The organism is Mesorhizobium sp. M1078 (assembly GCF_040318615.1).
GTDB lineage: Bacteria > Pseudomonadota > Alphaproteobacteria > Rhizobiales > Rhizobiaceae > Mesorhizobium.
This window is the reverse complement of sequence record NZ_JAMYMP010000018.1, coordinates 34222-48130: the sequence shown is the minus strand read 5'-3', so window position 1 is coordinate 48130 and position 13909 is coordinate 34222. Positions and strand designations below refer to the sequence as shown.

The following is a 13909-nucleotide window of genomic DNA, read 5'->3' as shown; positions in this document are numbered from 1 at the left end:
CCGGTCATTCAGATGGGGCTTCCTGCCCTGAGCAACAGCTATGCGCAACTGCCGGAGCGCTTCTTCGCGCAAACACATCCGAAGCCGGTATCCGAACCGCGGCTGATCCGGTTCAACCGGCCCCTCGCCGAGGAACTCGGGCTCGATGCCGACCTGCTTACCAGCCCGGATGGAGTGGCGATGCTGGCCGGCAACAAATTTCCGGAAGGCTTGCAGGCAATCGCCCTGGCTTATGCGGGCCACCAGTTCGGAAGCTTCGTGCCTCAGCTCGGCGACGGGCGCGCTCTGCTGCTTGGCGAAGTGCTGGACGTCAACGGCATTCGCCGTGACATCCAGCTGAAGGGATCGGGACCAACGCGGTTCTCGCGCAACGGTGACGGCCGCGCCGCACTCGGCCCTGTCCTGCGCGAATATGTCGTCAGCGAAGCGATGGCGGCGCTCGGCATTCCGACGACGCGAAGCCTTGCGGCGGTGCTCACCGGCGACCCGGTCTATCGCGAGGTCCGGCTGCCCGGCGCCGTCCTGACACGGGTGGCGGCAAGCCATATCAGGATCGGCACGTTCCAATATTTCGCCGCGCGCCACGACACCGAGGCGCTCAAGATACTGGCCGACTATGCCATTCAGCGTCACTTCCCACAGCTGGCGGGGGAAGCACGGCCGTACCGGGCTTTGCTGGAGGCCGTTGTCGCCGCACAGGCGGACCTGGTGGCGCGCTGGATGCTGGTCGGCTTCATCCATGGCGTCATGAATACCGACAATATGTCGATCTCGGGCGAGACGATCGACTATGGCCCATGCGCCTTTATGGACGCCTATGACCCCAGCGCGGTGTTCAGTTCGATAGACCGCGCCGGCCGCTATGCCTATGCCAACCAGCCTCGTGTCGCCACGTGGAACCTTGCGCGCTTTGCCGAGACCCTGCTGCCGCTCATGAGCACGGACGAGAATGAAGCAGTGTCTGAAGCGGAAGAGGTGCTGAGGTCGTTCCAGGCCTCCTATGAGGCTGTGTTGCAGCGCGGCTTCCGCACAAAACTCGGACTGCTGACCGAAGCGGAAGGCGACTTGCAGCTCGCTGCCGACTTTCTGGACGTGCTGGCTCACGGCGAAGCGGACTTTACGCTCGGCTTTCGGCGCCTGGGCGATGACCTCGACGCTGCGGACGGCCAAGGCACGGCGCGGCAGTTGTTTAAGGATCCAGGCTCATTCGATGCCTGGTCGGCGCGGTGGCGCCAGCGCATTGCAAGCGAAGCAGCCGACACGGCCACGCGCCGTTCTGCCATGCAATCGGTCAATCCCAAATTCATCCCCCGCAATCATCGCATCGAGGCGATGATCCAGGCGGCGTTGGGCGGCGACTTCAGACCGTTCGAGGAGATCCTGGCGGTCGTCAGCCGTCCCTTCGATGAGCAGCCGGGAATGGAACGCTTTGCTGAGCCGCCACGCCCGGATGAGCGCGTCCTGCAGACATTCTGCGGTACATGAGACATTCGTGATGGTCGCTTAACATGTGCAAATGCGGAAGACCCATTTGCAAGCTATCATCACGGGCACTCTCGTAAGGGCTGAGCTATGACGATCATAGAATTGGCATTCGAATTGCTGGCACGGAAGCTCGTAGACCGTACCGGAATATCAGACGAAGATGCTCGAGACCTTGTCGCAGCCATGGGAGCTGACTGGTCATCGCTCGTGCGAGCAGCGAGGGCGATCAAAGAGACTTAGGTCTTTTGACGTCGTTTTAGCTGCCACCAGCTGCGGGCAGATCGGACCAGAGGCTGCTGCCGCGATCCAGGCGCGACACCGCGCTCGTCACCGATCATGTCAGCAACGTGGTCAAGCACTGTATTTCGGTCGCCACTGAAGCCCGCTACGCAAGTCGCCGGAAGCTCGCAATAAACTGCGATAGCAGCCCAGGCTTAGGATTTATATTGCAGGCCCGCACCACTGGCGGGGCGACGCGGGCGGGCCGCTGCCGTTCCTTGAAATCCGCGTTGGGAGTCAGATTCCGTCGGCACCGAAAAGCACAGGTGCTGACGAAGCAGACGGAACTTCCCCCCACGATCACGGTTTTGAGTCACGATGCCAACCCAAGGAGATGCAGATGTCGAGCAAAATGCCGCCCGTGCCGCCTGAGAACCAGAGCCAGAAGCGTCGAGGAGAAGGGCGACAGGTTAGCCACGATGATGCCCAGCACGGCACTCACGGAGCGCCGGATCCGGAGCGCCAAGGGCAGCAAGCCAACACCAAGGTCAACACCACTCATCAGGGCCGTCAGCAGGATCGGTGATCATGTCCACATCGAAGAAACACCCGAACACAATCCGGCAGGGCGGGCCAGGCGCATCGCACGAGAACGCCAGAAAACCCCTGCAGGTCAACAAACCCCCGGCGGATGAAGACCGTCGATCCAAAAGCCGAGTTTCAGGGGGTGGCGGTGAAAAGGACAGTCATCATTCGCACAATCCAGCCAAGAAGGGTAGCAACAATTGAACCCACGCCTTGTGAATGATTGTGCTGAAGCGCGCCGCGTGTGCATGTCATTGTCTCACAACCGAGCCATTTTTTGAGTGACATGCATTAGCCGGACCAGGGTGAGGATCGGCGAGTCGAGACGCCCGGAAAAACCGGAGGCCGTGGGCCCGCACCACTGGCGGAGCGATGCGGGCCCGGCCAAGGGTTAGGCCCTCGACCAGCAGCGAGGGGCTCGCTGCCGCATCCAGAACAAGCCCCGTAATTTCAGGTTCCGCTTATATACAAAAAAGCCGGCCACCTTTCGGCAGCCGGCCAGTTCCAACACAACAAGGGAACGTGCACTGATGGGGCAGTGCAACGCCCGAAGTGTTTCGAGGCGACGATGTTCCACCGGAAATCCACGGATTCGCCGTTCGATCTAGATTGGCCGGATTGAAAGATCTTTGACGATCTCTCCCAAGTTCTCGCGGAGCCCGGTCCGACGTGTGGCGCCCTGTCTGCGCCTTGGCTCTCTATGCGGCCAGCAAGCTCATCCTTGAACCCGGCGTGCAATTGGTCGAGCGCGCGGCAGACCGGGGACGCGTCAAGTCGAGCGTCGGTCGACGTAGGTGTAGACGCCGGCCCCAATGGCGACCGCGCCGACCGTGATCACGATCGATGGCGCGCCCATCAAACTGGCAAGGACCGCCCAGATGAGGGCGATGACGATAGCGCCGAGTGTTCCCAGGATCAGTTTCGGCATTGTCTACCCCTCCACGTTCGGACCGCCCGTCGATGGTCGTCACCCACCGGTCATGCGAAACGCCGCATGAAAGCACAGTGTGGCCCATGAGGTGAAGGGCCGCGCCGGAATACTCCGGTGCGAAAAAGATGATGCCCGCGCCGCCAAAGCCCGGGTGTTCAATAGCCAAATGGCTGGACCGGCGCCTAGCGCCTCAGCGCGTGGACTTCCGCCATGCTTTCGCCGCCCATCGGCAGGGCCATCTCATCATCGAGCAGCCGGGTGATGCGGGCAAAGCCCGTAAACGCCTTCCTGGCTGCTTCGGCCGACATTCTGCCCGACAGGGCCGCGGAGCAGCAATTCACGGCGCACTGATACACAGGCCCACGCCGTCCCAATGGCCATTTCTGCAAAAAGACCATCGCTTCGGCAACGCTATCGACTTCCTCGACGGGGTGTCCCTGCCCGCGCGCAATGCGCACGGGCGTAAAGAAATGCAAGCGGTCCATTTTGTTCTCTCCCTGGTCGGCCGCAGCGCGAACCAACCCTACTAAATTCGCGGATGGCGCGTTTGTTCCGCTTATTGCAAAAAAATCTGCGCTGGTGGGCTTGGGTTGCCGACGCCCGCTTTTGTCCGGAACGTTAGGCCGGCTGATGCATTTCGCTCTCGTGATTGCCTTGAGGGACACGTTCAAACCATGCGCATAGCCCATGTCGCCCCTTTGCACGAATCGGTGCCACCCCTTCTCTATGGCGGCACCGAGCGCATCGTTTCCTATCTGACCGAAGGGCTGGTCGAACTCGGCCATGAGGTGACGCTGTTCGCCAGCGGCGACAGCCGGACGTCGGCCAGACTGATACCAGGTCGCGAACGCGCGCTACGCCTCGATCCGCGCCCGCTGAAATCGGACACGGCGGCGCATCTTGCGATGCTTGCCGATGTGAGGAACCGAGCCCACGACTTTGATATCATTCATTTTCATCTCAGCCATTTCCTGCATTTCTCGTTCTTCGAGACCATGCCGGACAAGACGGTGACGACGCCTCATGGCCGGCTCGATTATGTCGATCTGGCGCCAGCCTATGAGCGTTTTCCGCGCTTTCCGCTGATCTCGATCTCGCATAGCCAGAAGACCGGGCTTGCGAATGCCAATTGGCTGGCCACCATCCATCACGGGCTGCCGACGGGTCTCTATCAGCCGACCTTCGAGACGGCGGCGGGCGAACCATACCTTGCCTTTCTCGGCCGGCTTTCGCGCGACAAGCGGCCGGACCGGGCCATCGACATCGCCTTGCGCTCGGGCATGAAGCTCAAGCTGGCGGCCAAGATCGGCGACGATGATCGCGCCTATTTCCATGAGACGATCGAGCCGTTGATCGATGGCGACCGCATCGACTATGTCGGCGAGATCGCCGAGAGTGAGAAGACTGAATTCCTCGGCAATGCCGCTGGTCTGCTGTTTCCGATAGACTGGCCCGAGCCGTTCGGCCTTGCCGCGATCGAGGCGATGGCGTGCGGTACGCCAACCATCGGCTGGAACTGCGGTGCGTTGCCGGAAGTCATCGACCATGGCGTTACCGGATTTGTCGTCGATTCTCTCGACGCCGCGGTCGCCGCGGTGCCGGCCTTGCTGCAACTCGACCGGCGAAAGGTGCGCGCCGTCTTCGAAAGTCGGTTCTCCGCCAACAGGATGGCGCGCGACTATCTCACTGCCTATGCGCGTCTCATCGGCGCCCCGGCTGAATCGAAAGCGTCGTGAACGACGGCGGACGTTCCGAGCCCGAAACAGAGATTTGTGACTGATGACCGAACTTGACGAGCGCAAGCTCGACCCTGCCGTGGCCCTTGCCTCCCTGGACGAAACCGCGCCGCGCGAGCCGCACCGGCTGTTTGCCCTGAAGCAAGGCGACTGTTTTGCCGTGGCCGATGCCTACGGCGATATCAGGGGTGCGGGCGACGGTTTCTTCCGTGACGACACCCGGGTGCTGTCGGAGTTCAGGCTCACCGTCGGCGGCCGGCAGACATCTCTGCTCGGCGCCTCGCTCAGCCAGGACAATGTGCTGTTCACCAGCAATATGACCAATTTGCCGATGCAAAGCGTCGGTGGCCGCGACATCCCCCAGGGCGCCATCCATATCGAGCGCGTCAGGCTGTTGTGGCAGGACCGGCTGTTCGAGCGCATCACCCTTTCCAACTACAGCCAGGAGCATTCGGCAATCCGCGTCTCGCTGCATTTTGCCGCCGATTTCCGCGACATGTTCGAGGTGCGCGGTTCGACCCGGCCGAAGCGCGGAATGGCGCATGCAGCGGAGATCGAGCCTGCCTCGGTGCTGCTGCGCTATGACGGACTGGACGGGCTGGCGCGGGTGTCTGCGATCACGTTCTCGCAGCCGCCGGACCAGCTGAGCGCCGAGCGCGCGGATTTCCTCATCGCAGTGACCAAGCGCAGCAGCAAGATGCTTTACGTCGAGGTCGGCGCGGAACTGACCGAAACGCCCGACCGCGACCGCTTCCGGGCGGCCGCGGCGCGCGCCCGTTTCGGCATGCGGGCCAAGCGCCGCCATGGAGCGACGGTGCACAGTTCGGGCCGCGTCTTCAACGATTGGGTCGAACGCGCTCGCGCCGATGTCGCCTTGCTGACCACCGAGCTGTCGACCGGCCCTTACCCCTATGCCGGCATCCCCTGGTTTTCGACGGCCTTCGGCCGTGACGGCGTCATCTCGGCGCTGCAGATGCTATGGCTCAACCCCGGCCTGGCGCGCGGCGTGCTTGCCTTCCTCGCCCAGCACCAGGCGACCGAGACATCGCCTTTCAGCGACTCGCAGCCCGGCAAGATCATGCACGAGACGCGCAAGGGCGAGATGGTGGCGCTGCAGGAGCTACCCTTCGGCCGCTACTATGGCGGCGTCGATACCACGCCGCTCTACATCCACCTCGCTTGCGCCTATGCCGAGCGCACCGGCGACATGGACTTCATCGCCAGCCTGTGGCCATCTCTCTGCGCCGCCGCCAAGTGGACGGAAGAGGCGAGCCGCGCAACCGGCTTCGTCACCTATCAGCGCGCCGCCGAATCCGGCCTTGCGAACCAAGGCTGGAAGGACAGCTTCGACTCCGTCTTCCACGCCGACGGGCGCATTCCCAAGGGGCCGATCGCGCTGGTCGAAGTGCAGGGTTATGTCTTCGCAGCCTTCAGGGGCCTTGCCGCTCTCGCCCGCCGCCGGGGCGAGTTCGCGCAGGCCGAGCACTGGGAAAATCGCGCCGAAGAGATGCGGATCGCCGTCGAGCGTGATTTCTGGCTGGACGATCTCGGCTTCTATGCGCTGGCGATCGACGGCGCCGGAGAGCCGTGCAAGGTGCGCACGTCGAATGCCGGACACCTGCTCTATGTCGGCCTGCCCGAACCGGCGCGGGCTAAGATGGTCGCCGACCAGTTGCTTTCGGCTTCCTTCCACTCCGGCTGGGGGGTGCGAACGCTTTCCGACGATGCTGTGCTGTTCAACCCGATGTCGTACCACAATGGTTCCATCTGGCCGCATGACACGGCGATGTGCGGCGCCGGCCTGGCGCGGTTCGGCGAGCGTGACAGCGTGGTGCGGCTGATGAGCGGCACGTTCGAATCCGCCGTGCATTTCAACATGCGGCTGCCGGAACTGTTCTGCGGCTTTACCCGCTCGCCGGGTGAAGCACCGATCGCCTACCCCGTCGCCTGCCTGCCGCAAGCCTGGTCGGCAGGCTCGGCCTTCATGCTGATGCAGGCGTGCCTCGGTCTGGAAATCGACGGCTGGAACGGCGAAATCCACGTCACTCGACCCCGTTTGCCGATCGGCATCGATACGCTGACGCTCAGGCATCTGGGTGTCGGCGAAAAGAGGGTCGATCTTACCTTCCAGCGTGTCGGCGACCGCGTCGTCGCCTTTCTCGCCGACCGCCATGAAGGGCTGGTTCCGCTGATCGTGCGGACATGATCGGAACGGCTTTCAACGGGAACCGATCCCAGGGTTTGTGCGTTGCAAAAAACACAGGTTCTCACGGGCGATCGTCGGCTGCGAACACTCAAATGGAACCATGAAGAAAAAGGCCCTGACGGCCAAAATTGAGTTGGAATTGGAATGACCGATTATGGCATGGCCCTGCTCTGGGTCTTGATCCTTGCAAGCCTTGGCCTTTCGATTCTAGCCGTTCTGTTATCGATCTCCAGGCAACGTCGTAGCCATAGCTTGACGGTTGCACCGACTGCCGGCGAGGACGTCGCATCGGAAGCGACGCGCAAGGTTTTGCGGGAGTTCGAGAAGAATGGACAATCTCCCGACGCGGCGCTGGTGAACTGGTCGCCCGACACCTTGCGCAAGATACTTGCCGACGACCTGCCGGACGCGCAGGTCATCGTCGTCTCGAACCGAGAACCCTATATCCACAACATCAAGGACGACGGCGTCGAGCTTCTGGTGCCGGCCAGCGGCCTGGTGTCGGCGCTTGAGCCTATCACCCGCGCCTGCAGCGGCACCTGGATCGCCTATGGCGGCGGAACGGCGGATCGTCTGACGGTCGATAGCAACGATCGGGTTCAGGTGCCGCCGGACAATCCGTCCTATACGCTGCGCCGCGTGTGGCTGAGCGACGACGAATATCAGGGCTACTATCTCGGCTTTGCCAATGAAGGGCTTTGGCCGCTCTGCCATATCGCCTTCACCCGGCCGGTCTTCCGTGCCTCGGACTGGGAGGCCTATGAGGCCGTCAACCGCAAATTCGCCGATATGGTGGTTGCCGAGGCGCGCAATGAGCGGCCGATCGTGCTGGTTCAGGATTACCATTTCGCGCTCCTGCCGCGCATGATCCGCGAGCGCCTGCCGGAGGCGATCATCATCACCTTCTGGCACATCCCGTGGCCGAACTCCGAAGTGTTCAGCATCTGCCCATGGCGCGAACGCGTTCTTGATGGACTGCTCGGGAGCTCGATCATCGGCTTTCACACCCAGTTTCATGCCAATAATTTCACTGAAAGCGTAGACCGGTTCCTGGAAAGCCGCATCGAGCGCGCCGACGCCGCGATCTCGTATGGCGGGCGGACGACCCTGGTGCACGCCTATCCCATCTCCATCGAATGGCCGGCCGAACTCCTGGCCAAACTGCCACCGGTCGAGGAAAGCCGCGCCCGCCTGCGTGAGCGGTTCGGCCTGTCGGCGGACGTCAAGCTGTGCGTCGGCGTCGAGCGCCTGGACTACACCAAGGGCATCCTCGACCGCTTCCATGCGCTGGACGAATTGTTTACGCGCCACCCCGAGTGGATCGGCAAGGTAGTGTTCCTGCAGATTGCTGCCCCAAGCCGCGGCACGCTGCCGGCCTACCAGCAATTGCACGATGAATGCCTGCGTTATGCCAACGAGCTCAACCAGCGCTACGGTCATGACGGCTACAAGCCCGTGGTCATGGTGGCTGAGCACCATTCGCAGCAACAGATCTATGAGATCTATCGCGCCGCCGACATCTGCATGGTCACCAGCCTGCATGACGGCATGAACCTCGTAGCCAAGGAATTCGTCGCCGCGCGTGACGACGAACAGGGCGTGCTGTTGCTCAGCACGTTTGCCGGCGCGTCGCGCGAACTGCTGGAAGCACTGATCGTCAATCCTTACGACGCGGCGATGATGAGCCAGGTGTTGCTGCAGGCGCTGACCATGTCACCGGACGAACAACGCGAGCGCATGCGCCCGATGCGCGAAATAGTGCGCGACAACAATGTCTTTCGCTGGGCCGGCAGCATGCTGCTCGATGCGGCGCGCCTGCGCAAACGCGGCGACCTCGAAAGAGCGACAAGTGTCGCCGAGCGGCCCGCAAACACCGGCAGCAACATCGTCTCACTGTTGGACCGCATGCGGAAGGTGGCGTCATGAATAGTCTGCCGAAAGCACCGGGCCTGCCAACCGCACCCGACCTGCCGGAAGGACAATGGGCGCTTTTCCTCGACATCGACGGCACGTTGCTGGAGCACGCCGCGCACCCCGACGCCGTGTCCGTGAGCGACGAACTGCGCAACCTCCTCGGCATCGTCGATGAACGGCTGGACGGCGCTGTCGCCTTTATCACCGGCCGCTCGGTCGAAGGCGCCGACCGCCTGTTTCATCCGTTGAAGCTGCGTGTTGCGGGTCTTTATGGGCTGGAACACCGGCTGACGCCGGACGGCCCGGTCGTTACCGCCGATGCTCCCGCCGATATCGCTGCCCTTGCCGACGCCATCGAAGCCGAACTGGATGATGGCCTTGTTCATATCGAGCGCAAGGGTCCGATCCTCGCCATCCATACGCGTGCGGCGCCGCATCTGCTGGCCAGGGCAACGCATCTCGCCGAACAGGCATTGACCGAGCTTCCCAAGGGCTATCGGGTTATCCCGGGCAACGCCGGCGTCGAACTCATGCCGCTCGAAGCGGCCAAGGGCGCTGCCGTGCGGCGTTTCATGGCAATCCCGCCCTTTGCCGGACGGCGGCCGGTCTTTCTCGGCGACGACACCGCCGACGAAAACGGTTTCGAGGCGATCAACGAGGCCGGCGGCATCTCGATCCGGGTCAAGCCGCGTGGGCCGACCGTGGCCCAATACAGGCTCGATGATGTCACCTGCGCGATAGCTTGGCTTGCCGCCAATTTCGACGCATCACCGGCCCTCAACCGCAAAGCGTCCTGATCGCTGCCCCTGCGGATCGAATCAAGATCGCCGCGTTTGCGCCGACCTTCGCCAAAAGCCGATCGATAAGCGCTGTTCTCATTGAATATCTTTAAGGCCAAAGCCGGCAAATGGATTGCTTGCCGGTTCCCCTGCGTCAGGCATAACCTGCGCAGTCGACGCGTGAGGGCGCGTGCGGCATCAAGGGGAGGACATCGCAGTGACCATACAAGGCGCATCACCTGATCTATACAATGAGGATCTGGCTCCGGCCAAAGTCCGAAACTGGGGGCCGTTCTCTATCTTCAACGTCTGGACGTCGGACGTCCACAGCCTCTGGGGCTATTATCTCGCCGCAAGCCTGTTCCTGTTTTGCGGCGGCTTCGTCAATTTCATCATCGCCATCGGCATCGGTTCGCTGATCATCTACGCGCTGATGAACATGGTCGGCTATGCCGGCGTGAAGACCGGCGTGCCCTACCCCGTGCTGGCGCGCGCCTCCTTCGGCATCTGGGGCGCCAACATTCCGGCCCTGGTGCGCGCCATCGTAGCCTGCTTCTGGTACGGCGCGCAGACGGCGGCGGCATCGGGCGCGATCGTGGCGTTGCTGATCCGCTCGCAATGGTTCGCCGATTTCAACGCCAACACGCATTTCCTCGGCCATACGGGTCTGGAAGTGATCTGTTTTGTGGTCATCTGGGCACTGCAATTGCTGATCATCCAGAACGGCATGGAAACGGTGCGCCGCTTCCAGGATTGGGCCGGCCCGGCGGTGTGGGTGATGATGTTGATCCTGGCGATCTATCTCTGTGTAAAATCCGGGAGATTTGCCTTCACCAGCGACATCCCGATGGATGTGCTGCTCGACAAGACAAAGGATGCCGGCGTACCCGGAACCCCTGGCTCCTGGACGTCGCTGTTTGCGGTGGCGGCGATCTGGGTCACCTATTTCTCGGCGCTCTATCTCAATTTCTGCGATTTCGCCCGCTATGCCCCAGACAAGGCATCGCTGCGCAAGGGCAACATCTGGGGCCTGCCGATCAATCTCATCCTGTTCTCGCTGGTCGCCGGCGTGACCACCATCGCTGCCTTCGACGTGTATGGCGAAGTGCTTCTGCATCCCGACCAGATCTCGGCGAAATTCGACAGCTGGTTCCTGGCAGCGCTTGCAGCCCTGACTTTTGCCGTGGCGACGCTCGGCATCAATGTGGTGGCAAACTTCGTCTCGCCGGCCTTCGACTTCTCCAATGTCTTTCCCCGGCAGATCGACTTCAAGAAGGGCGGCTATATCGCGGCCGTGATCGCGCTGGTGCTTTATCCCTTCGCGCCGTGGGAAGGCAGTGCCGCGTCTTTCGTCAACGTCATCGGCGCGACGATGGGGCCGATCTTCGGGGTGATGATGGTCGACTACTATCTGATCCGGAAGGGCGAGGTCGACGTCGAGGCACTGTACCGCGAACATGGCGAGTTCCGCTTCCAGGGCGGCTGGCACGTCAACGCCTTCATAGCCGCCGGCATCGGCGCCATCTTCTCCTCGGTCCTGCCGAACTTCACCAACTTGCTGCCGGCATGGTGGGGCGTTTATGGCTGGTTCTTCGGTGTCGGCATTGCAGGGGTCATCTACTACGTCCTTCGCACCGCCGCCCTTGGCGCAGGGGCCAGGACGGCAAAGGCGTGAAATGAGAGATAGGGAGTAGTCAGTAGTCAGTAGTCAGTGGGAATAGTATAATCCCTACTCCCTACTCCCTACTCCCTACTCCACCATCTCAGCCAATCTCCGCACCGTGTTCCAGTTGCGTGCGGTGCCGATGCCCATGCGCTTGTGGTTCATGGCAGCGAGCAGCCGCGAGCTTGGCCGCTCGCGCGAAAAGACGACCCAGATGTCGCCATCGACCGAAGCCACCTTCTCGTCCTCGGCGGCATAGGTCTGGAGCGCGGCCACACCATCCGCTGGCGCTGGCTTGCGCATCACCCGCACAGCCACCTGATCGCCTGCCTCGGCAGAGTCGGCCGGGAATGGGTTGCCGGCGGCAAGTTTCAGCCAATCCTCGGCAGTGCGCACGATGATGACGACGTTGCGGCCGAAGGTTTTTTCGAAGGCCGTTTCCAGCCGCTGTTCCAGCTTGGCGATGCCGGTCGCCCGTGTCTCGAAGACCAGATTGCCGGTCGCCACCAGGGTGCGCGGGTTCTTCAGCCCAAGCTGTTCAGCCATCGCCTTGAGGTCGGCCATGACGACCCGGCGGCCTTCGCCGAGGACATGCTGTAGAGCAGCGCAACATAGGTCTGCATCAGCTGCGAAACCTCACCGTGGCCCTAGACCAGTCGCGACTGGTCCACCGCGGCCGAGATGAAGCTGGCGAACAGGGGATGCGGCTCAAGCGGCCGGCTCTTCAGCTCCGGATGGTACTGGACGCCGATGAACCAGGGATGGTCGGGGTATTCGACCGTTTCCGGCAGCACGCCGTCGGGCGACATGCCGGCAAACACCAGGCCGCAATCTTCCAGCCGCTCCTTGTAGTCGATATTGACCTCGTAGCGGTGGCGATGGCGCTCGGAAATCTGGGTGTCGCCATAGATGTCGGCGATCTTCGAACCCTTGGCGAGTTCAGCCTGATAGGCGCCAAGCCGCATGGTGCCGCCGAGATCGCCCGTTTCGCGGCGCTTCTCCAGCATGTTGCCTTTCAGCCATTCGGTCATCAGGCCGACGACCGGCTCGTCGGTCGGACCGAATTCGGTCGACGAGGCGTGTTCGACGCCGGCCAGCGAGCGCGCTGCCTCGATGCAGGCCATCTGCATACCGAAGCAGATGCCGAAATACGGCACCTTGCGCTCGCGGGCGAATTTCGCCGCCAGGATCTTGCCTTCCGAGCCGCGCTCGCCGAAGCCGCCGGGCACCAGGATGCCATGCACCTTTTCCAGCCACGGCGTCGGGTCTTCCTTCTCGAAAATCTCGCTCTCGATCCAGTCGAGCTTGACCTTGACGCGGTTGGCCATGCCGCCATGCGACAAAGCCTCGATCAGCGATTTGTAGGCATCCTTGAGGCCGGTGTATTTGCCGACAATGGCGATCGTTACCTCGCCTTCCGGATTGTGGATGCGGTTGGACACGGCCTGCCAGGGCTCCATGCGCGGCTTCGGCGCCGGATCGATACCGAAGGCGGCCAGCACTTCCGAATCGAGCCCTTCCTTGTGGTAAGCCATCGGCACGTCATAGATGTGGGGCACGTCGAGCGCCTGGATGACGGCACTTTCGCGCACATTGCAGAACAGCGACAGTTTTCTGCGCTCTTCCTTGGGGATGGCGCGGTCGGCGCGGACCAGCAGGATATCGGGCGCGATGCCGATGCCGCGCAGTTCCTTGACCGAATGCTGGGTCGGCTTGGTCTTCAGCTCGCCGGCCGTGGGGATGTAAGGCATCAAGGTCAGGTGGACATAGACGGCGTTGTTGCGCGGCAGATCGTTGCCGAGCTGGCGGATCGCCTCGAGAAACGGCATCGCCTCGATATCGCCAACCGTGCCGCCGATTTCGCACAGCACGAAATCATAGTCGTCATTGCCGTCGAGCACGAAATTCTTGATCTCATCGGTGACATGCGGAATGACCTGCACGGTGGCACCGAGATAGTCGCCGCGCCGTTCGCGCTCGATGATGTTCTTGTAGATGCGGCCGGTGGTGATGTTGTCCTGCTGGTTGGCCGAGCGGCCGGTGAAGCGCTCGTAATGGCCAAGATCGAGATCGGTCTCGGCGCCGTCATCGGTGACGAAAACCTCGCCATGCTGGTAAGGCGACATCGTTCCGGGATCGACATTGAGATAGGGATCGAGCTTTTTGATGCGTGCGCGATAGCCTCGCGCCTGCAAGAGAGCCCCAAGGGCCGCTGCAGCGATGCCTTTTCCAAGTGAGGAAACCACGCCGCCTGTGATGAATACATATCGCGCCATGGGAGTCATCGCTTAACGCGGCCGAATTGATTCCGCCAGAGAAAAAACCGCCGCTGAGGCTTTTTCCAGAGAAGGCGCGATAGTCCCGAGGTTCGAGACTGGTGTTTTGGTCAAA

11 protein-coding genes and 1 pseudogene are annotated in these 13909 nt (G+C 62.2%); 8 read left to right on the top strand and 4 right to left on the bottom strand.

What is annotated here, in order from left to right; translation table 11 throughout:
* Positions 1-12 precede the first annotated feature (12 nt).
* From NKH38_RS21945 to NKH38_RS21935, 3 genes are all read left to right on the top strand, one after another.
* Positions 13-1485, top strand: a complete 1473-nt coding sequence (locus NKH38_RS21945; RefSeq protein ID WP_352748803.1) for a protein adenylyltransferase SelO — start codon at positions 13-15, stop codon at positions 1483-1485.
* Between the two features lie 619 nt (positions 1486-2104).
* Entirely contained in the window at positions 2105-2290 is a 186-nt protein-coding gene (locus NKH38_RS21940; RefSeq protein WP_352763420.1) for a hypothetical protein, read from the top strand.
* 2 nt (positions 2291-2292) lie between these two features.
* A complete protein-coding gene (locus NKH38_RS21935; RefSeq protein WP_352763423.1) occupies positions 2293-2493 on the top strand; it encodes a hypothetical protein in 201 nt (66 codons plus the stop codon).
* Positions 2494-3058: 565 nt separating this feature from the next.
* Here NKH38_RS21935 and NKH38_RS21930 read toward each other — a convergent pair.
* Positions 3059-3217, bottom strand: a complete 159-nt coding sequence (locus NKH38_RS21930; protein ID WP_023724403.1) for a hypothetical protein — start codon at positions 3215-3217, stop codon at positions 3059-3061.
* A 185-nt stretch (positions 3218-3402) separates the two neighbouring features.
* A complete protein-coding gene (locus NKH38_RS33435; RefSeq protein WP_502896639.1) occupies positions 3403-3909 on the bottom strand; it encodes a DUF982 domain-containing protein in 507 nt (168 codons plus the stop codon).
* On the opposite strand from NKH38_RS33435, the gene NKH38_RS21920 reads away from it, so the two are divergent.
* The 5 genes from NKH38_RS21920 to NKH38_RS21900 all read left to right on the top strand — a co-directional run bounded on the left by NKH38_RS21920 (position 3895) and on the right by NKH38_RS21900 (position 11530).
* Positions 3895-4956 carry a glycosyltransferase family 4 protein gene (locus NKH38_RS21920; RefSeq protein ID WP_023672687.1) on the top strand — a complete coding sequence of 354 codons (1062 nt, stop codon included), beginning with the start codon at positions 3895-3897 and terminating at the stop codon, positions 4954-4956. The two genes, NKH38_RS33435 and NKH38_RS21920, sit on opposite strands and share 15 nt — an antisense overlap.
* Positions 4957-4999: 43 nt before the next feature.
* On the top strand, positions 5000-7162 hold the full coding sequence (locus NKH38_RS21915; RefSeq protein WP_023693460.1) for an amylo-alpha-1,6-glucosidase: 2163 nt from the start codon (positions 5000-5002) through the stop codon (positions 7160-7162).
* A gap of 144 nt (positions 7163-7306) precedes the next feature.
* The gene (locus NKH38_RS21910) at positions 7307-9088 is read left to right on the top strand and encodes an alpha,alpha-trehalose-phosphate synthase (UDP-forming) (protein ID WP_352763428.1); all 1782 of its coding nucleotides are present in this window, start codon (positions 7307-7309) and stop codon (positions 9086-9088) included.
* Complete coding sequence (otsB, locus tag NKH38_RS21905; protein WP_352763432.1) at positions 9085-9873, top strand: trehalose-phosphatase; 789 nt, start codon at positions 9085-9087, stop codon at positions 9871-9873. The genes NKH38_RS21910 and otsB overlap by 4 nt, the downstream gene beginning before the upstream one ends.
* A 199-nt stretch (positions 9874-10072) precedes the next feature.
* On the top strand, positions 10073-11530 hold the full coding sequence (locus NKH38_RS21900) for an NCS1 family nucleobase:cation symporter-1 (RefSeq protein WP_023710457.1): 1458 nt from the start codon (positions 10073-10075) through the stop codon (positions 11528-11530).
* Between the two features lie 75 nt (positions 11531-11605).
* Here NKH38_RS21900 and NKH38_RS21895 read toward each other — a convergent pair.
* Together NKH38_RS21895 and pyrG are read right to left on the bottom strand one after the other, a co-directional pair.
* Positions 11606-12141: pseudogene (locus NKH38_RS21895) on the bottom strand (DUF1697 domain-containing protein).
* A 24-nt stretch (positions 12142-12165) separates the two neighbouring features.
* Positions 12166-13803, bottom strand: a complete 1638-nt coding sequence (gene pyrG / locus NKH38_RS21890) for a CTP synthase (protein WP_081725397.1) — start codon at positions 13801-13803, stop codon at positions 12166-12168.
* Positions 13804-13909 lie beyond the last annotated feature (106 nt).

Coding starts and splice junctions, on each gene's coding strand:
- NKH38_RS21945 (WP_352748803.1), top strand. CDS start 13: ATGGGGCTTCCTGCCCTGAGCAACAGCTATGCGCAACTGCCGGAGCGC.
- NKH38_RS21940 (WP_352763420.1), top strand. CDS start 2,105: ATGTCGAGCAAAATGCCGCCCGTGCCGCCTGAGAACCAGAGCCAGAAG.
- NKH38_RS21935 (WP_352763423.1), top strand. CDS start 2,293: ATGTCCACATCGAAGAAACACCCGAACACAATCCGGCAGGGCGGGCCA.
- NKH38_RS21930 (WP_023724403.1), bottom strand. CDS start 3,217: ATGCCGAAACTGATCCTGGGAACACTCGGCGCTATCGTCATCGCCCTC.
- NKH38_RS21920 (WP_023672687.1), top strand. CDS start 3,895: ATGCGCATAGCCCATGTCGCCCCTTTGCACGAATCGGTGCCACCCCTT.
- NKH38_RS33435 (WP_502896639.1), bottom strand. CDS start 3,909: ATGGGCTATGCGCATGGTTTGAACGTGTCCCTCAAGGCAATCACGAGA.
- NKH38_RS21915 (WP_023693460.1), top strand. CDS start 5,000: ATGACCGAACTTGACGAGCGCAAGCTCGACCCTGCCGTGGCCCTTGCC.
- NKH38_RS21910 (WP_352763428.1), top strand. CDS start 7,307: ATGACCGATTATGGCATGGCCCTGCTCTGGGTCTTGATCCTTGCAAGC.
- otsB (WP_352763432.1), top strand. CDS start 9,085: ATGAATAGTCTGCCGAAAGCACCGGGCCTGCCAACCGCACCCGACCTG.
- pyrG (WP_081725397.1), bottom strand. CDS start 13,803: ATGACTCCCATGGCGCGATATGTATTCATCACAGGCGGCGTGGTTTCC.